Annotated in this window: 20 protein-coding genes and 1 tRNA gene; 5 read left to right on the forward strand and 16 right to left on the reverse strand. The window is 29.9% G+C overall.

Going from position 1 to position 16,360, the window contains the following annotated elements; genetic code table 11:
* Positions 1-2: 2 nt before the first annotated feature.
* From GAN53_RS06095 to GAN53_RS06105, 3 genes are read right to left on the reverse strand one after another with little or no spacing between them, the layout of a single operon-like run.
* On the reverse strand, positions 3-305 hold the full coding sequence (locus GAN53_RS06095; protein ID WP_225791834.1) for a hypothetical protein: 303 nt from the start codon (positions 303-305) through the stop codon (positions 3-5).
* A 19-nt stretch (positions 306-324) separates the two neighbouring features.
* A complete protein-coding gene (locus GAN53_RS06100) occupies positions 325-927 on the reverse strand; it encodes a hypothetical protein (RefSeq protein WP_151410025.1) in 603 nt (200 codons plus the stop codon).
* Positions 914-2,113, reverse strand: a complete 1,200-nt coding sequence (locus tag GAN53_RS06105; RefSeq protein ID WP_225791835.1) for an AI-2E family transporter — start codon at positions 2,111-2,113, stop codon at positions 914-916. Before GAN53_RS06105 ends, GAN53_RS06100 begins: the two co-directional genes overlap by 14 nt.
* 107 nt (positions 2,114-2,220) lie before the next feature.
* On the opposite strand from GAN53_RS06105, the gene GAN53_RS06110 reads away from it, so the two are divergent.
* A complete protein-coding gene (locus GAN53_RS06110; protein ID WP_151410029.1) occupies positions 2,221-2,844 on the forward strand; it encodes a thiamine diphosphokinase in 624 nt (207 codons plus the stop codon).
* A 47-nt stretch (positions 2,845-2,891) separates the two neighbouring features.
* Here the strand turns inward: GAN53_RS06110 and abc-f are convergent, their stop codons facing one another.
* The 5 genes from abc-f to GAN53_RS06135 all read right to left on the reverse strand — a co-directional run bounded on the left by abc-f (position 2,892) and on the right by GAN53_RS06135 (position 8,491).
* On the reverse strand, positions 2,892-4,814 hold the full coding sequence (gene abc-f / locus GAN53_RS06115; protein ID WP_151410031.1) for a ribosomal protection-like ABC-F family protein: 1,923 nt from the start codon (positions 4,812-4,814) through the stop codon (positions 2,892-2,894).
* Positions 4,814-5,452: a redox-sensing transcriptional repressor Rex gene (locus tag GAN53_RS06120; protein ID WP_151410281.1), complete on the reverse strand. Its 639-nt coding sequence runs from the start codon at positions 5,450-5,452 to the stop codon at positions 4,814-4,816. The genes abc-f and GAN53_RS06120 overlap by 1 nt, the downstream gene beginning before the upstream one ends.
* A complete protein-coding gene (locus tag GAN53_RS06125) occupies positions 5,445-6,167 on the reverse strand; it encodes a hypothetical protein (protein WP_151410033.1) in 723 nt (240 codons plus the stop codon). Before GAN53_RS06125 ends, GAN53_RS06120 begins: the two co-directional genes overlap by 8 nt.
* A 9-nt stretch (positions 6,168-6,176) precedes the next feature.
* A complete protein-coding gene (typA, locus tag GAN53_RS06130; protein ID WP_151410035.1) occupies positions 6,177-7,997 on the reverse strand; it encodes a translational GTPase TypA in 1,821 nt (606 codons plus the stop codon).
* 107 nt (positions 7,998-8,104) lie between these two features.
* The gene (locus tag GAN53_RS06135; protein ID WP_151410037.1) at positions 8,105-8,491 is read right to left on the reverse strand and encodes an ATP-binding protein; all 387 of its coding nucleotides are present in this window, start codon (positions 8,489-8,491) and stop codon (positions 8,105-8,107) included.
* Positions 8,492-8,607: 116 nt separating this feature from the next.
* Here GAN53_RS06135 and rd point away from each other — a divergent pair, with 116 nt between their 5' ends.
* Positions 8,608-8,766 (forward strand): rubredoxin, encoded by a 159-nt coding sequence (gene rd / locus GAN53_RS06140; RefSeq protein WP_151410039.1) that lies wholly within the window; start codon positions 8,608-8,610, stop codon positions 8,764-8,766.
* A gap of 180 nt (positions 8,767-8,946) precedes the next feature.
* On the opposite strand, the gene GAN53_RS06145 is transcribed toward rd, so the two are convergent.
* From GAN53_RS06145 to GAN53_RS06180, 8 genes are all read right to left on the reverse strand, one after another.
* Positions 8,947-9,924, reverse strand: coding sequence for a hypothetical protein (locus GAN53_RS06145; protein ID WP_151410041.1), 978 nt, complete (start codon positions 9,922-9,924; stop codon positions 8,947-8,949).
* An 81-nt stretch (positions 9,925-10,005) separates the two neighbouring features.
* Positions 10,006-10,965 carry a YitT family protein gene (locus GAN53_RS06150; protein WP_318655660.1) on the reverse strand — a complete coding sequence of 320 codons (960 nt, stop codon included), beginning with the start codon at positions 10,963-10,965 and terminating at the stop codon, positions 10,006-10,008.
* Positions 10,966-10,984: 19 nt separating this feature from the next.
* Positions 10,985-12,166, reverse strand: coding sequence for a coenzyme F420-0:L-glutamate ligase (locus tag GAN53_RS06155; RefSeq protein ID WP_151410043.1), 1,182 nt, complete (start codon positions 12,164-12,166; stop codon positions 10,985-10,987).
* Positions 12,167-12,225: 59 nt separating this feature from the next.
* Positions 12,226-12,609, reverse strand: coding sequence for a hypothetical protein (locus GAN53_RS06160; protein ID WP_151410044.1), 384 nt, complete (start codon positions 12,607-12,609; stop codon positions 12,226-12,228).
* Positions 12,599-13,342: an NAD-dependent protein deacylase gene (locus tag GAN53_RS06165; RefSeq protein ID WP_151410046.1), complete on the reverse strand. Its 744-nt coding sequence runs from the start codon at positions 13,340-13,342 to the stop codon at positions 12,599-12,601. Before GAN53_RS06165 ends, GAN53_RS06160 begins: the two co-directional genes overlap by 11 nt.
* A gap of 9 nt (positions 13,343-13,351) precedes the next feature.
* The gene (locus GAN53_RS06170; protein ID WP_151410048.1) at positions 13,352-14,089 is read right to left on the reverse strand and encodes a hypothetical protein; all 738 of its coding nucleotides are present in this window, start codon (positions 14,087-14,089) and stop codon (positions 13,352-13,354) included.
* A gap of 1 nt (position 14,090) precedes the next feature.
* On the reverse strand, positions 14,091-14,789 hold the full coding sequence (locus GAN53_RS06175) for an ATP-binding cassette domain-containing protein (RefSeq protein ID WP_151410049.1): 699 nt from the start codon (positions 14,787-14,789) through the stop codon (positions 14,091-14,093).
* The gene (locus GAN53_RS06180) at positions 14,782-15,132 is read right to left on the reverse strand and encodes a hypothetical protein (protein ID WP_151410051.1); all 351 of its coding nucleotides are present in this window, start codon (positions 15,130-15,132) and stop codon (positions 14,782-14,784) included. Before GAN53_RS06180 ends, GAN53_RS06175 begins: the two co-directional genes overlap by 8 nt.
* Positions 15,133-15,313: 181 nt before the next feature.
* Here GAN53_RS06180 and GAN53_RS06185 point away from each other — a divergent pair.
* The 3 genes from GAN53_RS06185 (at position 15,314) to GAN53_RS06195 (ending at position 16,324) form a co-directional block, all read left to right on the forward strand.
* Positions 15,314-15,390: transfer RNA gene (locus GAN53_RS06185), tRNA-Pro, on the forward strand.
* A gap of 399 nt (positions 15,391-15,789) precedes the next feature.
* Complete coding sequence (locus GAN53_RS06190; RefSeq protein ID WP_151410053.1) at positions 15,790-16,068, forward strand: hypothetical protein; 279 nt, start codon at positions 15,790-15,792, stop codon at positions 16,066-16,068.
* Complete coding sequence (locus GAN53_RS06195; RefSeq protein WP_151410055.1) at positions 16,049-16,324, forward strand: type II toxin-antitoxin system RelE family toxin; 276 nt, start codon at positions 16,049-16,051, stop codon at positions 16,322-16,324. Before GAN53_RS06190 ends, GAN53_RS06195 begins: the two co-directional genes overlap by 20 nt.
* Positions 16,325-16,360: the final 36 nt, after the last annotated feature.

Consider the following 16,360-nt stretch of genomic DNA (forward strand, 5'->3'; position numbering starts at 1 on the left):
CCTTACAATAGACCTATAAAATTTATGACAGGAATTTCATAGGGGTGGTTTTCTTTTATTATTTTAAAGACTTTTTCTTTATCTTTAGATTTTATTCTAAATTCAAGTTTAACTTCTTCAACTTGACTTTCTTCTTTTTTTTCTCCTATAAATGGATTTGCATTTTCCAAAGGTATAAAATGACCGAGAACTTTTGTTTGACTGTAGACTCTGTCGTAATTTTCGTATTTTAAAATTCCACAGTTTGTTAGGGCGTCAATTAATTTTTCCTTGTTGGCTAAGGGAATAAATACCTCAACTTTCATAAATTTCGCTTGCATAATTTTATCTCTCAAAATATATAAGACCAGTGTAAGTCCTAAATTGCTTGTCAAATTCGTTAAAATTTATCCTATAAATCCTTCCCCAACTAGAAATTACAAGTTCATGGTAATCGCCCATATCATTTAATTCAGTAATTACAACTCCATGGTGGTTCATAACTTTTATGTCGTTGCTTATCCAATTTATTAATATTACTGGTAGGTCTTTTGCTAACGCATCGTTTATAAAATCAATCTTTTCACAAAGAGGGGCTTTATTTATCATTTCTTCTTTTATATGACTTTTTAAAAGCAAATTTCTTTGAAGTCTAATTTTGTTAACTCTTCTATCCAAAGAAATGACTGTAGGAACTCCATTTATGTGAGGGGTGAGTTTTTTATAAAAATCATAGTGAAAATCATTGTATTCTTCTAAGCTAAATATTTTGTTTTTTTCATACATATATAAATATGCGTTGGTAAAAGCCGTAACAACACAGGATCTATCCCTATAAAACTTTGAAACTCCCATATCTGCAAGGGAATTTTGAAAGCCTCCATAATATATTCCTCTATCAGTTTTTATCGGCAAAAATTTACCAACTTCACTATTAATCAATTTCATCAGCAGGTTCCTTATGAAAATCTTTTTTCTTTTTATTGATAATATCTTCCATAGTATATCCTTTTTTGATTAATCTAGCATCAATTTTTTCATGAGCAAGGGTGTATAAGACCGATGCAACTGGAATACTAACAAGCATTCCAATTATTCCAAATAATGAACCTCCAATTGTTACGCTTGCCAATACCCAAACTGCTGGAAGACCTACTTGAGCATTTGCTATTGCTGGATAAATTACATTTTCTTGTACTTGTTGAATTATTATATCATAAATTAGAAAAACTAGGGCCTTAAATGGTGATTCTATAAAAATTAAAACTGCAGAAATTCCAGCTCCAAAAATCGGTCCAAAAATCGGTATCAAATCACTAAGACCAACCAAAATAGAAATCATTGGCGCATTTGGTATTCTAAATATTAGCATGCCAATATATGTCAGAATTATAAGCATTGCCACTGCAATTAACCTAGAAAATAGATAATCCTTAAAAGTGTGGTAGGAAATACTAAAAACTCTATTTATATAATCTCCCGTATCTTCTTTAAAAAATGCATACAAAATTTTGTTGCCATGAAGAGCAAGCGTATCTTTGTAAAGTAGGACAAATATCGAAAAGACAATGACTGTAAAAACTGTAACTGCACTAGATCCTACTGAGTTAATAAAAGATGATGTTAGGGTAAATAAACTTACATCCTTTGATTTGATGATTTTAAACAAAGGTCCATTGATGCTTAGCCAATTTACTCCATTTGCCATATTGTAAAAATCATCGGCATAATTTTCTGTAATTGAATTAGCTTTCATTAAACTATAAATTTCTTCGACAAATCTCGGCCATTTTCTTGTTAAGGCAAAAGCAGAATTGATTATTTGTGGAATCAGGATATTTAATAGCAAAATTCCTATAATTATAATACTAATCCAGCTTAGGACCAAGGAAAAAAATCTAATGGTCTTTTCATGTTGAGGATCTTTGTAATTTTCTCTTATTAGTCTATAAAAAAAATTCATCGGTATGTTGATAATATAAGCAACCATAAATCCCGCAATGAAAGGTTGTATAATTTTTAAAAAATCTCTTATAAATTTAAGTATATTGCCCATATACCAAAAGATAAAAAATACACCCAAACCTATAAGCAATGTTTTTAATATTTCATTTTCTTTAATATTTAAATTCATAATATTTTTCCTTCTTTCACTACTAATTTAATTTTACCACTAATTACTATATTTCTCTAAATTATTAAAAATGGGTAAAATAATTGTAAGAATATAAGGAGATTTGCATGAATAAATGTTATATAATTTCAGCTGGAGATTATGATGGATTTTTTGATACAATTGATAAGAGTGATTTAGTCATTGCCGCCGATAAGGGTTATCAATATGCCAAAGCTTCTAAGATAGATCTTGATATTGTTATTGGTGATTTTGATTCATCCAACAAACCTGATGGAGAAAATGTTATTACTCTTAATCCCATTAAAGATTATACAGATACCATGGCAGCTTTGATGATTGCCGTTGAAAAGGGTTATAAGGAAATTATCGTCTACGGTGGACTTGGTGGACGTGATTCTCATTTTATTTCAAATATTAGAAATGCCCTAAAGCTAAAAAAAGATGGGATAAATGTAAGTTTTAAGAGTAAATATAAGAATATTTTTATTATAGATGATAAATTTACTTATGAATTTAAAGATTCTGAGGAAAATTTTTACGTTTCAATTTTTGCCTTGGAAAATATAGCTAAGTCTATATGCATAAGAAATCTTTTCTACGAATTAAATAATTATGATCTTAGCTTTGACGATTCTCTAGGAGTTTCAAATGAAACTATCGGCAAGGATTTTTCTATAAGTCTAGAAAGCGGTTATTTACTGGTTATCTTTGAAAGTAAAAAAATGTAAAAAAAGCTATTGGTAAAAATTTCAATTTACCAATAGCTTTTTTGATTTTATTCTATTTCCATGCTTAATTCTAGCCATCTATCATCAAGGATTGTCTTTTCTTCTTCTAAAGTTTTTATTTGATCAAAGGTTTCTTTTACCTGTTTTTGGTCGGCATAGAAGTTTTCCTCTAAGGTTAAATTTGTTAACTCCTTGATTCTTTCGTCAATTTCTAGGTGTCTTTCTTCTATTTCTTTGATTTCTGCCTTAATTTTTCTAATTTCATTTTTTTTAAGATTTATTTTTTTCTTTTCTTTTACAAGTTGAGTCTTGCTTATTTCTTTATTAGATTTTGGATCTTCTTTTGCTTCGCTTAGTTTTTTCTCATAGTAATCGTAATTGCCTAGATATTCTGTCATCTGCTTACTTTCCATTAGCAAAATTTTACTTGCAATTTTATTTAGAAAATACCTATCGTGGCTTATTATTAGTAGAGTTCCCTCATAATCAAGAATTGCATCTTCCAAAATTTCTTTTGAATCTATATCCAAATGATTGGTCGGCTCATCCATCAAAATGAAGTTATTATCAGAAATCATCAGCTTAAGTAGTGAGATTCTCGCTCTTTCTCCACCAGAAAGTTCAGAAATTTCCCTATCGACATCGTCATTGTAGAACATAAATTTTGCCAAATAGGATCTTATTTCAAAGTTTGTAAGCATCGGATAAGTTTCACTTATTTCATTAAAAATCGTGTTGGATAAGTCCAAAGATTTTTGCTCTTGGTCAAAATATCCAATATGTACACTTTGACCTAGATAAACTTTGCCACTTGTGGGATTTTCTTCTCCCAAAATTATTTTAAATAAGGTGGTTTTACCTACTCCATTTTCCCCAATTATTGCAGTTCTTTCAGATCTAAAGAGTTTAAATGAAATATTTGAAAAAATTTCTTTTTGATCAAAAGTCTTGGAAATTTTATCTACAGCCAAAACATCTTGGCCACTTAAAATTCTTGGGGTGAATTTTAATTTCATTAGATGACTTGGCTTATTTGGATTTTCAATTCTTTCCATCTTATCAAGAAGTTTTTGACGCGACCTTGATTGGGAAATCCCTCTTTTTCTTTTTGAACCGCCTTGGTTTTTTAGCCTATAGATAATTTCTTCTTGTCTATCTATTTCTTTTTGCTGGCTTTTGTACTGATGATAAAGGGATTCTAGATCCTTTTTTCGTTTTTTAATAAAACTTGTGTAATTGCCATTATAAGTGTTTAAAGTTCCATTATCTAAAAATAAAATTTTATTTACAGTGTTATCCAAGAAATACCTATCGTGGGATATTACTATTACTGATCCTTGGTAGTTTTTAACAAATACTTCCAAAAATTTGATGGCGTTTATATCCAAATGGTTGGTCGGCTCATCTAGCAAAATCAAATCCGGTTTTTCTAACAAAAGATATGCCAATTCGACTCTAGCTTTTTGTCCACCTGATAAGGTTTGTATGTCTTTGTCAAAATCTTCATCAGAAAATCCCATAGCTTTTAGGGTTCCTTCAAGTTCTGATTTTATTTGGTAACCGTTTTTTTCTTCAAATTCTTCAAAAAGTCTGTTGTGTTCGTGCAATAAATCATTTTGTTCCAGTTGATCTAGATTTTCTTTTGCAAGTTTTTTTTCAATTTCTCTTAATTTTTTTTCTATATCTATAAGATCTTTAAAAACACCAAGACAATAATCGTAGATGCTTTGGTGGCTATTTATCGATAATTGTTGCTCCAAATATCCTATTTTTACATCATTGGGAATAAAAATTTCTCCATCATCTTTTGAAATTTCATCTGTTAGAATTTTAAAAAGGGTGGATTTGCCAGCCCCATTATTGCCAATGAGCCCTGCCTTATCACCCTTTTCAATTATAAAATTGATGTTTGAAAATATATCCTTACTTGGATAAGATTTGCTTAGATTACTAACTTGCAATACATTCATTAATAATTATAGTCCTCCGGGGAATTAATAAAGTAAGTTAGGGTAAACAATGATTCATCAAGATGAACATTTTCAAGAACTACTCCATTGGATGTTTTTAAATCTACTGGAGAAAAATTCCAAATTCCTTTTACTTCTCCCTTACATAAGATATCACAAATTTCTTGAGAAACTTCTTTTGGAGTTGCAATTATTCCTATATCAATATTATTTTCTTTCAAATAATCAGATAAATCTTCTATGCTGTAAATTTCTTTGCCATCTTTGGTTTTTTGTTTTGTATTTTTGTCAAAAACCGCACTAAAAGTATAGCCTAAATCCTTAAAGGAAGAGTATTGATAAAGAGCATGTCCAATATTTCCATAGCCTATTAGTACCATGGAATATTTTTTATCAACTCCAATAATTTTTGACAATTCGTCCATCAAATCTCTAACATTGTAACCATAACCTTGTTGACCAAAGCAACCATAGTGGTTTAGGTCTTGTCTAATTTGGCTGGCTGTTAGTCCTGTTATATCAGATAATTCTTTTGATGAAACTCTTACTATTCCTTTATCGTTGATGCTTTCAAGATACCTATAATATTTTGGTAGTCTTTTTATTACTGCTAATGATACTCCATTTTCTTTAGTCATTTTCATTCCCACTTTCCATAAAATCTAAATCATCATCTGTTAATTCTTCTACAAGTACTACTTTTTCATTATTATACCCTAAATCTTTGTTAATTTCTGGATCATATGCAATTTTTTCACTATTTTCTATATTTTCAGTAAAAACATTATCATTTTCTAATGAATTTTTACTTAAATTATCATCAATATTTTCTTCTGCTTGGAGATTTGCTTCTTCTCCATCAACTAGGATTTCTTCTTTATTGTTTTCTATATTATTTTCTTTGATCGCTCCTAGTGATTTTTCAACATTTGCAATGGTTCTTGCCCTTTTATTTAATATTATTATATGGATTAGGTGAAGAGAATATAACATCATTAAGGTGTTATATATTATTACTTGGCTATTTTGATCCAAAACTTTTATATTGTAAGTTAAATTCATTGGTATTATAGGAATGAATTTCCCTAAAATCAAAAGAGCTGGGACACTTAGGATAGCAAATCCTATTGCCGTCATTATTGCAATAAATATGGAAATTCCATAAGTTTCTTTTTTTATTAGCACGCCTATTGTAAAAATTAGCAAGCTTATCCATGAGATGATAAATAATCCCGACCATATATAATTTAGTATCCAAATATTTGTTCTAATTGATATCATGGTTAATAGGAAAACTAAAAGTATCATAGTGCTTATTATTTGACTAAGCGTTTTTTCAAATTTTTTGTCCACTTTGGCCTCCTATTTATATTTTTTTGATTTGTATCTTAGGTTGGAATCTAGGATTCTCTTTCTAATTCTTAGATTGTTTGGAGTGATTTCTATCAATTCGTCATCTTCGACAAATTCCATCATTTCTTCTATGCTCATTTTTTTTGCTGGAGTTAGTAATATAGCATCATCTGAACCGCTTGCACGGGTATTTGTAAGTTTCTTTTGCTTGCAGACATTTACATCTATATCAAGTCCCTTTGGATTCATTCCAACAACTTCGCCTTCATAGACCTCATCTCCAGCTTCGACAAATAATAAACCACGCATTTGAGCTGTATTTAGTCCGTAAGCACGAGCAATTCCTTGTTCGCTTGCTATTAGTGATCCATCTTGACGTGTTTCTATGTCGCCCTTGTAAGGTTCATAGCCAGCAAATTCTGAGTTTAAAGTTCCCGTTCCTTTGGTGTCAGTTAGAAATTCTTGCCTATAACCTATAAGTCCTCTTGCAGGAATTTTAAATATAAGTCTTGTATAGCCTGATGAATTTGGATTCATATCCATTAGTTCACCTTTTCTTCTGCCAAGTTTTTCTATGACTGAACCAGTGTATTCTTGATCGACATCTATTGTTGCATATTCCATTGGTTCGTGTTTTTTCCCATCGATAGTTTTATACATTACTTCAGGTTTTGAAACTTGAAATTCGTAACCTTCACGTCTTAAATTTTCAATTAGAACTGATAGATGAAGCTCCCCACGTCCAGAAACTTTGAAACTTTCTGTTGTGTCTGTATCTTCCACCCTAAGTGAAACGTCAGTTTGTTTTTCCTTAAATAATCTATCTCTAATGTGTCTACTTGTTACATATTTCCCATCACGACCTGCAAATGGAGAATCATTTACTGAAAAAGTCATAGACAAGGTCGGCTCTGAAATTTTGGTAAATTCAATAGGTTCGCTATCTTCTTCTGTGCCTATAGTGTCTCCAATAGAAATATCTTCCATTCCAGATAAAGCAACGATAGATCCAAATTTAGCTTCTCCAACTTCTACTCTTTGGAGACCATCAAACTCGTAAATTGTTACAATTTTTGATTTTACCATCCTATTTTCATCGTTGTAATTAGTTATAATTGCATTTTCATTTTTTCTTATGGTTCCATTTTCAACTTTACCTATGGCAATTTTGCCTAGATAATCATTGTAATCTGTAGTAGAAACCAAAACTTTAAATGGCTTATCTTCATCGCCCTCAAAAACTGGCGTATAATCGATTATCGTATCAAGTAAGTCAGTCATATCATCTTTTACTTGATTCTTATCTAAACTTGCCCAGCCATTTTTTGCTGAAGCATAAACAAAAGGACTTTCCAAATATGATTCATCAGCTTCAAGAGCAATAAATAAATCTAGGATTTCATCTTCAACTTCGTCAATCCTTTGATCGGGTCTATCGACCTTGTTTATACAAACTATAGCTGGCAAGCCCAATTCGATAGCTTTTCTTAAAACAAACTTTGTTTGTGGCATTGGTCCTTCGTGGCTATCAACAACCAAAACAACAGATTCTGCCATATTTAGTACGCGTTCAACTTCTCCACCAAAATCAGCATGGCCTGGTGTATCTATAATATTAATTTTTATTCCCTTATAATGGATAGCGGTATTTTTTGAAAGAATTGTAATTCCTCTTTCTTTTTCAATGCTATTAGAATCCATAACTCTTTCATTAACAGTCTGATTTTCACGAAACAAACCAGAAGTTTTTAATAATCCATCTACAAGTGTAGTTTTCCCATGGTCAACATGGGCAATAATTGCGACATTTCTTACATCTTTTCTAAACATAAATCCTTCTTTCAAAATTCAAATCATATCAATATATTATATCGTAGGTTAATATATTATCAATAAATCACAGAAAAAACCACCTAGTGTAAATTCTAGGTGGTAATTTACAAATTGCTTTTTAGAGATACAAATGCAGTGATAATATTATTATCAACCAGCATTTTATCAGAGATAAAATCAACTATATGTAGACCTCTTCCATGTTCTGAAAAAACATCTTTTTTTCTATCAAAAATTATCCCTTTACCCTCATCTCTTACTTTTATCATACAATAATTATCATCAATTTCTATACTAACTTCAATTATTTTGCTAAAATCTTTATTATTTCCATGTTTATAGGAATTTGAAATCAGTTCATCTAAAATCAGCCTAATTTTAAATAAATTATCTTCAGATATCCCGTAGGCTTTAAGCAATGTAAGACTGGTATCTCTAAATTCTTTAATAAGTCTAAGATCTGTATGAAAGCTACGCCTAATAATCTCCATAAAAGCTCTCCTTAATTATTAACTTTATACCCAAATTTTTGATATTATTAATATCTCTCACAAAATATCGATTTAGTGGTATAATAGAGATATAAAATAACGAAAGGAGACAATTAATGAAATACGTATGTACAGCATGTGGATATATTTATGATCCAGCTCAAGGAGATGAAGATAACGGAATCAAAGCTGGTACACAATTTGACCAACTTCCAGAAGATTGGGTATGCCCAGTTTGCGGAGTAGGCAAAGATATGTTTGAACCACAAGAATAAAAAAATTTCAAAGAGGCTTAGGCCTCTTTTTTTTTTGAAAAATTTTACAAAATTTTAAGGTTTTTTATAAGATAAATTTGCAAAAAAATCATTTTTATATTTATATTATTATAATTTCCATAAAAAAATCGCCAGAAAGTTTATGACTTTTTGACGATTAGATTTTAAAATTATGGTTTTTTATTGTATATTTTGCTTAGTTTTATCCTTTGCTTTTAGCGCGTAATATATGGCAAATGATATGCTAAGTAAAAGAGCAAGGACTAATACTAATATTATGTAGTAAAGCTTTGATGATCTTTTTTGATTTAACTTTGGAGATTTTCCTAAATATATGGATTTGGTTAATTCTCCTTTGTTTTCTTCGTTTTTTTCATCCAAAGCGTTTTCTATATCGGTATCTGTTGCTTCAATTTCAACTACCAATGTTTGGTTTTTTTGATCAAATATGGTTTCTTTTTCTTTGTTTTTTTCCGATTTGTTTGGTAAATCATCGGATATTTTTATTACGCTTTTGTTGATTTTTTCGGCTGCTTCTTTAGCTAGCTCTTGCTTTTTTTGATTATTTGATGTTTGTTCAATCTTCTTAGAATATTCTTTTAATATTTCCTTGGTTTCTTTGGCAATTTTATCAGATTCTTTTTTGCTTATATCGTTTGATTTTAATATAGCTGTTGCCTTTTCGACGGCTTTTTCAAATTCTTTGTTATTATCTTTGCCAGCTTCAGTTTTTGAAGTTTTTGATGTTTCGTTAGGATTTTTTGGTTTTTGATTAAGTTCTTCTAAGAATTTGTTAACTTCAACTATTAGTTCATTTACTTTTTTTTCTTTTGCATCTTTTGTTTTATTTGGAGGAGATGGAGCAGTTGCCTTTAGAGGCTTTTGGGTGTTTGCTTTTGGATTTTCTAGATTTTCTTGATCTTTATTTTTTTCCAAATCTTTTTCACCATTGCTATCATCCGGCTTTTCTATCGGGTCGATACTAGGAGCTTCGTTATTTGCATTTTCACTTTCGGTTAAGATTAGCTCATCTCCACTTTTTAGTACAGTGTCTTTCTTATCTTCATTTGTTACTTCATTTGCTTCTACTCTAAATATAGGAGAGAAACATAAAGTCACAATGAGGATTAGCAAAAATTTCATTCTTTTTGACTTCATATTACCTCCTACTTTTGTTTCTTACCTATATTTTACACTTAATTTCTACACAATTCAATTAAATTATTGATTTTTAGCTTCTTATTTGCCATCGTTGGTCAGATAGAAGCCTTTGCCAATGATTTTTGAAGTATTTATTATTGTTATAAAAGCATAAGGGTCTATTTGTTTTAAAAATAATTTAGTTCTTGGAGCTTCTTTTGGTGATAATACTAGGAAAAATACAGATCGATTTACACCTTTGTATAAACCAAGTCCATCTAAAACTGTGGCAGATCTGTTTAGATCATCTCTAATAAATGCGCCAATTTCTTTAGGTTTTGTAGTTATTATTATAAATAGCTTATCAGTATTCATCGATTGAATTATTACATCGACAAATACTCCTTTAAGCAATAGTCCCAAAAATGATAGTAGACCTATTTCTATATCAAATATCCAAATTGATAAGAAAGTGAAGGTCGAGTCTACTACCAGCAAGGATTTTCCTACTTCAAGTGCCGAGTATTTTTTTATTATCATGGCGATAATATCTGTCCCACCCGAGCTTGCTGCAAGGTTAAATAATATTGCAGAACCAACCGCTGAAAGAATTAGGGTATAAATTAGCTCTAACATTTTATTATTTGTTAGTGATCCATGTACTGGCGCTATATAATCTAGTGCCAATGCTGTTAGCGAGTTTAGTATTGCCACATAGCCAGTCCTTAGAGTAAAATTCTTACCTAAAACAAAAAAGGCGACAATTAACAAAATTATGTTGATTATTAATGTTAGTTGTGCACGAGTTAAGGGTAGGAAGGTTGAGATTATAATACTCATACCCTCTACTCCACCAATTACAAATGAATTGGGATATTTGAAAAAATGGGTCCCCAAGGCCATAAGTATGGCTGCAAAACTCATCATAAGAAATCTTGTAAACTCGTCCATTGGGTCGTGATTGTATTTGGCTATGGCTCTTTTTTCTAAATAGGTGTCTATAAATTTGATTCCAAAGGCCTTATTATCTTTTTTTGCATTATTGCTAGCATTATCCACTAGTACTTCTCCTTATAAACTAATTATTAGAATAATTGTCAAAATATCCTTGAATTAGAACAATTGGAGTTCCTTTATCTCCAGAACCTGATGTTAAATCAGCTAATGAACCCAATAAATCTGTGATTTGTCTTGGAGTTGTTCCTAGTGTTTCATTTTTGCCAACTAACTCTTTTTCTTTTTTGGAAATTCTATCTACCATAGCTGAGGTTCTTTCTTCAATTGATAAATGTGAAAATTCATTATCAGCTATATATTTAATTTTTAGTTCACTTGGAGTTCCAAATAATCCACTTGTAAAAGCTGGAGATACAACTGGATCTGCTAGTTCCCAAATTTTTCCAACTGGATCTTTAAATGCCCCATCGCCATAGATCATTACCTCAATTTCTTTGTTAAATTCATTTTTAAGTTTTTCTTGAAGTTTTAATACAAATTCTTCGCCATTTCTTGGGAATAATTTTACTTCATTTTCTGTGGATAAGTTAGATCCCAAAAGTCCATATTTTTCGTTAAAGCCTGAACCATCAACTGATCCATCTAAGATTTCATCAAGTGATAAGATATTTTTGCCACCTGCTTCTTTTAGTTTTCTTTTTACGATTTCTCTGGTATGAATTGAGCAAACCAAAACATCTTTTGAGAATTTTAGAGCATCCACTGGATTATTTAGAAAATGAATTTCTGAATTTTTTGCATATTCGCTGTATAATTTCGGATAATCAATGTCTGTGAATGTATGTTTATATTCTCCAGCAATTTTTCTAAATTCATCGATGTCTAAAACATCTTTGTAAGGATTGATGTCGCTGTTAAATAGGTCCATTTCATCCATCAAATAGTTTCCAACTTCATCTTGTGGATATGATAGGCAAATGTGTAATTTTTTGCCACTTTTTGCTATTCCTCTAAGCAGAATTGAGAATCTATTTCTTGATAAAATTGGAAATAATACTACAAGTTCATCACCATCGAATTTGTTATTGATATCTTTTGCAATTTGGTCGATATTTGCATAGTTTCCCTGAGCTCTTGCTACAAGAGATTCTGTAACACAAACTACATCTTTATCATTAATTTCAATTTCGTGATTTTTGCAAGCATTTTTCACGCTGTCAAAGACGATTTCTACTAAATCGTCACCTTTTTCTATAATTGGCGCACGTAGTCCAATTGATCTTGTTCCTATAAGTCTTTTCATTATAATCCCCTTTCTAAAAAATTATACTTTCTATCTGAAAATTTAAAAGATGCTAGAGCTTAACTTCTAGCATCAAATTTTTCTCCGCATTTTGGACATTTCACTTTTACATTGCCTTTTTTCTTTGGAATTCTAAGTTTTTGCCCACAATTTGGACAAGCAATATACTTATAATCCTTACTTCTATTAAGTTTTGTTGCATCTTTTTTTCCGTTTTTAAAGGCTTGTTTTATTGGATCAACAAGTTTTTCTTTAAATTGTTTATTTTCCAATGACCTTCTTTCTTTTTGTCCGGAAAAAGATCTGTATATGGCAAAGACAAAAATTACAAAGCCAAAAGAATTTAGAAATGTTGATTTGGTGAAATATGATATTAGGCTAAAAATAATTCCCATCCATACCAAAAATATCCCAAATTCATCTATGTTTAGTTTATTTTTCATCATCTTCCTCTACTAACTTTTCCATAATCTTACTTATGTCACCTTGGAGAATATAATTTGCTATATTATCTCTGCTTGTAGCTTCCATATTTATCAAAATTAATTTATCTCCCCTATAAAAATCTATAAGGCCAGCAGCTGGATATACTGCAAGGGAAGTTCCTCCAATAATTAATACCTCAGCTTTTGCTATCAAATTTATAGCATAGGAAATATTGTCTTGATTTAGCCCTTCTCCATAAAGGACTACATCAGGTCTTATAATCCCCCCACATCTATCGCAAGTTGCTATATCCTCATACTTTTTAATATAGTCTAAATCGAAATTTTTTCCACAATTCATGCAATAATAATCCTTTATATTTCCATGAAGCTCGATTACATTTTTGCTTCCAGCATCTTGGTGAAGGCTGTCTATATTTTGGGTTATTATTCCTTTAAGTTTGCCCATTTTTTCTAATTTGCTCAAAGCATAATGGCAAGCATTTGGCTTTATTCCATCAACCATCAAATTTTCTTTTATATATTTCATAAATTCATCTGGATGCTTAATCAAAAACTCATGACTTAGCATATATTCTGGAGAATAGGCAGAATTATTTTTCCTATTGTAAAGTCCAGTTGCAGATCTAAAATCTGGCAATCCTGAAGCAGTTGAAACTCCAGCACCTCCAAAAAATACAATGTTGTTAGAATTTTTTATTATCTCTTTTACTTGATCAAAGGTATTCATTTGCTCCTCCTATGGTAAATCAATATTATCTTCCAAAAATTTTGACGTTTTTACAAAAATTCCTAAAGTTATCAACAAGTAATAAATAAATGGTGTAAGATTTTTATAGATTCCATATTTGCCTATTGCAAAAGGAAATACAAAAGCATAATCCATGGGTTTTGCAAGTTGTAAGCTTGTATTTACAAAAACTAGGGAAAAATATTTGCAAATAACATAAGCAATAAAAATTATAAGGGCAAGAAAAATTACAACAATGATTCCAGCCGATTTATTTTCCTTAAAATTACTTAGGACATTTTTGTTAATTCTAGCCAACAAAACTAAGACAAAGCAAATTAATGCAATTGCAAAATAATAAATTAGATCACTACCTATATTAAAATAAAATAACTTATAAAAGCCTAGCAAAAACATTAAATTTATTATATAAAAAATTGCAAAATTGACGATTTTGCTTGTCAAATATGTTTTACTAGATAAGGGTAGGGAGAAAATCAAATATGAATTTGCTTTAGTGAAATCCTTATCTACAAGACTAAATAAGTAAATAAAATTTTCAAAGATAAAAAATACTACTCCTCCTATAAATATAATTCTTATAAAGTCTTTAGTAAAAGTAAGGTTTAAATTTTTTACAAAGAGATGAAATACTATGGCAAAGGCCAAGAATATGGCATTTACTATCATAAGTCTTGTAATAATTTTATTATTTCTTTTTACATCAAATTTTAATAACTTTTTCATATCAATTCAAATATATCCTATCGTAAAAGTCAGCTAAGCTCAAATTTTCTTTGTTTCTTAAATCTTCTGCCTTAGCTTTTATAAAAATTTTCCCTCTATTTAAAAAAATCACATCATCAATCAAATCTTCAATCTTATCGATCTTGTGACTTGCAATAATCATGGTTTTTTTGCCGTCAATTTTATCGATTAATAAATCTATAATCTTTCCACTAGCTACCTGGTCAAGACCGTCAATTATCTCATCTAAGAGATAAATTTTTGCATCTAAGGATAAGGTAAGGGCTATATTTAATTTTTGCCTTTGGCCCTTGGATAAATTTTTAATAAATTTTGATGTATCTATGTCTAAATATTCATTAAGTCTTTCATTGTAATCCTTATCAAAATTTTTATAAAAATCTCCATAAAGTTCAATAAGATCATTTCCAGTAAAGTCTTCTTCGAAATCAAAAGTTGATGACTTAAAAGCTATAAATTCTTTGTTTTTGTAGCTTATATCCTCGCCAAATATTTTGACTTCGCCTTTTGTAGCTTTTGAAAGTCCTCCGATAATTTTTAATAAGCTAGTTTTCCCAGATCCAGATGGACCAAATAAACCCAAAATTTTGCCTTGGCAAATATCAAAACTTATATCATCAAGGGCTGTTATTTCCTTGTATTTTTTCTTAACATTCTGTAATTCTATTATCTTATCCATTTGCAAGATTCCTTAGCTTTAAATGTTCAATTGCCTCATCAAGGCTGATATCAATATCTTCCAAAGAATGTAAAAATTCGTTAATATAGGAATGGAGATATTCATATCTGATGTTGGCCTTTTTCTCTTCATTAACTCTTATATACAATCCATCCGATTTGCTTTCCAAAATTTGACTATCGATAAGTTCGTCAAAACATTGGTCAACATAGACTGGATTTATTTTAAATTTGCTGGTAAAAAATTTTTTGTCATTAATTTTACTACCGTTTTTCAAATTTCCATGTAAAATTTCTAGTTTTATATAATCTTCTAACTGATCTTTTTTAGATTTGTATTTCATAATTAATACCTATTTAAGAATTTAAACTTTTAAAAAAGTAAGCTCCTTATATTTTACTAATTTCCTATTTATGGTATTATTATATCAGACTTTTGTCCTTTGCCTAATAGGATTTAAAAAATTTTATTTTGCCCTTGACAGATATCTTTTATTATCGTATACTATATGAGTAAGCACTTAGCGGGGTGTGGCGCAGCTTGGTAGCGCGCGTGTTTTGGGAACATGAGGCCGAAGGTTCGAATCCTTTCACCCCGACCATCTTTATCAGACTTGAATGTCTGATTTTTTTGTACTTATTTTTAAACCACAAAATTTTATTGCTAACTCTAGGCTTTGAGAAGGTGAGCTCCAAAGCTTCGAATCCTTTCACCCCGACCATCTATATTATCAGACTTGAAGTCTGATTTTTTTGTACTTATTTTTAAACCACAAAATTTTATTGCTAACTCTAGGCTTTGAGAAGGTGAGCTCCAAAGCTTCGAATCCTTTCACCCCGACCATCTTAACAGTAGAGAAATCTACTGTTTTTTTTGTGCTTATTCTAATCCATAAATTACTACATTTGAAATTTAATCAATTATATTCTTATTTTCAAACTTGAATAAAATAATAAATAAACGTATGATGTGTATAAGCACATTGTTTTAGGAGGCTTTTATGGACACTGTTAGAAAAAATATTACTTTATCTAAAGAACAAGCCGAAGAAATTGAAAGATTTGCAAGATTAAATGATATTAGTGTATCAGAGTTCTTAAGAAATACAGCTCTTAAAGAAATTAGAAGGATGAATAATCTTGATTTGTTAGATTATTTAATAGAAAATTGCGATTATGTATCCGACGACGAACAAAAAGAAATTGACAAAGCAAATTTAGAAAATATTTATAAAGAAGATTGTAGAGAATTGAGTATCGATGAAATCTTACAAGGTTAAATATCATAAAAATGCTATTAAATTTATAAAAAAACATAAAACATTTGGTTTGAAATTTTATAAGGCTTTTGATGAATTACAAGATTATACACAATATAAGGGAAAATATGATATACGTAAAATCCGAGGTAATAAAAAAAATAATTTATTTAGGTTAAGAATAGGAGATTATAGGGCGATTTTTGAAATAGAGGAAAATGAAATAAACATAATATATGTCTTATATATAGACAGTAGAGGCGATGTTTATAAATAAAATTAATGAAAATAGTAGTAATAGCAACAATTTTAT

This window comes from Anaerococcus sp. Marseille-P9784 (assembly GCF_902500265.1).
Classification (GTDB): Bacteria; Bacillota; Clostridia; order Tissierellales; family Peptoniphilaceae; genus Anaerococcus.

What these genes read in the sequence shown, in the direction of transcription:
- GAN53_RS06180 (WP_151410051.1), bottom strand. Translation starts at nt 15,132, where the DNA reads ATGAAATACAAATCTAAAAAAGATCAGTTAGAAGATTATATAAAACTA.
- GAN53_RS06100 (WP_151410025.1), bottom strand. Translation starts at nt 927, where the DNA reads ATGAAATTGATTAATAGTGAAGTTGGTAAATTTTTGCCGATAAAAACT.
- GAN53_RS06175 (WP_151410049.1), bottom strand. Translation starts at nt 14,789, where the DNA reads ATGGATAAGATAATAGAATTACAGAATGTTAAGAAAAAATACAAGGAA.
- GAN53_RS06110 (WP_151410029.1), top strand. Translation starts at nt 2,221, where the DNA reads ATGAATAAATGTTATATAATTTCAGCTGGAGATTATGATGGATTTTTT.
- GAN53_RS06095 (WP_225791834.1), bottom strand. Translation starts at nt 305, where the DNA reads ATGAAAGTTGAGGTATTTATTCCCTTAGCCAACAAGGAAAAATTAATT.
- typA (WP_151410035.1), bottom strand. Translation starts at nt 7,997, where the DNA reads ATGTTTAGAAAAGATGTAAGAAATGTCGCAATTATTGCCCATGTTGAC.
- GAN53_RS06190 (WP_151410053.1), top strand. Translation starts at nt 15,790, where the DNA reads ATGGACACTGTTAGAAAAAATATTACTTTATCTAAAGAACAAGCCGAA.
- GAN53_RS06120 (WP_151410281.1), bottom strand. Translation starts at nt 5,452, where the DNA reads ATGACTAAAGAAAATGGAGTATCATTAGCAGTAATAAAAAGACTACCA.
- GAN53_RS06105 (WP_225791835.1), bottom strand. Translation starts at nt 2,113, where the DNA reads ATGAATTTAAATATTAAAGAAAATGAAATATTAAAAACATTGCTTATA.
- GAN53_RS06170 (WP_151410048.1), bottom strand. Translation starts at nt 14,089, where the DNA reads ATGAAAAAGTTATTAAAATTTGATGTAAAAAGAAATAATAAAATTATT.
- GAN53_RS06145 (WP_151410041.1), bottom strand. Translation starts at nt 9,924, where the DNA reads ATGAAGTCAAAAAGAATGAAATTTTTGCTAATCCTCATTGTGACTTTA.
- GAN53_RS06135 (WP_151410037.1), bottom strand. Translation starts at nt 8,491, where the DNA reads ATGGAGATTATTAGGCGTAGCTTTCATACAGATCTTAGACTTATTAAA.
- rd (WP_151410039.1), top strand. Translation starts at nt 8,608, where the DNA reads ATGAAATACGTATGTACAGCATGTGGATATATTTATGATCCAGCTCAA.
- GAN53_RS06165 (WP_151410046.1), bottom strand. Translation starts at nt 13,342, where the DNA reads ATGAATACCTTTGATCAAGTAAAAGAGATAATAAAAAATTCTAACAAC.
- GAN53_RS06160 (WP_151410044.1), bottom strand. Translation starts at nt 12,609, where the DNA reads ATGAAAAATAAACTAAACATAGATGAATTTGGGATATTTTTGGTATGG.
- abc-f (WP_151410031.1), bottom strand. Translation starts at nt 4,814, where the DNA reads ATGAATGTATTGCAAGTTAGTAATCTAAGCAAATCTTATCCAAGTAAG.
- GAN53_RS06155 (WP_151410043.1), bottom strand. Translation starts at nt 12,166, where the DNA reads ATGAAAAGACTTATAGGAACAAGATCAATTGGACTACGTGCGCCAATT.
- GAN53_RS06195 (WP_151410055.1), top strand. Translation starts at nt 16,049, where the DNA reads ATGAAATCTTACAAGGTTAAATATCATAAAAATGCTATTAAATTTATA.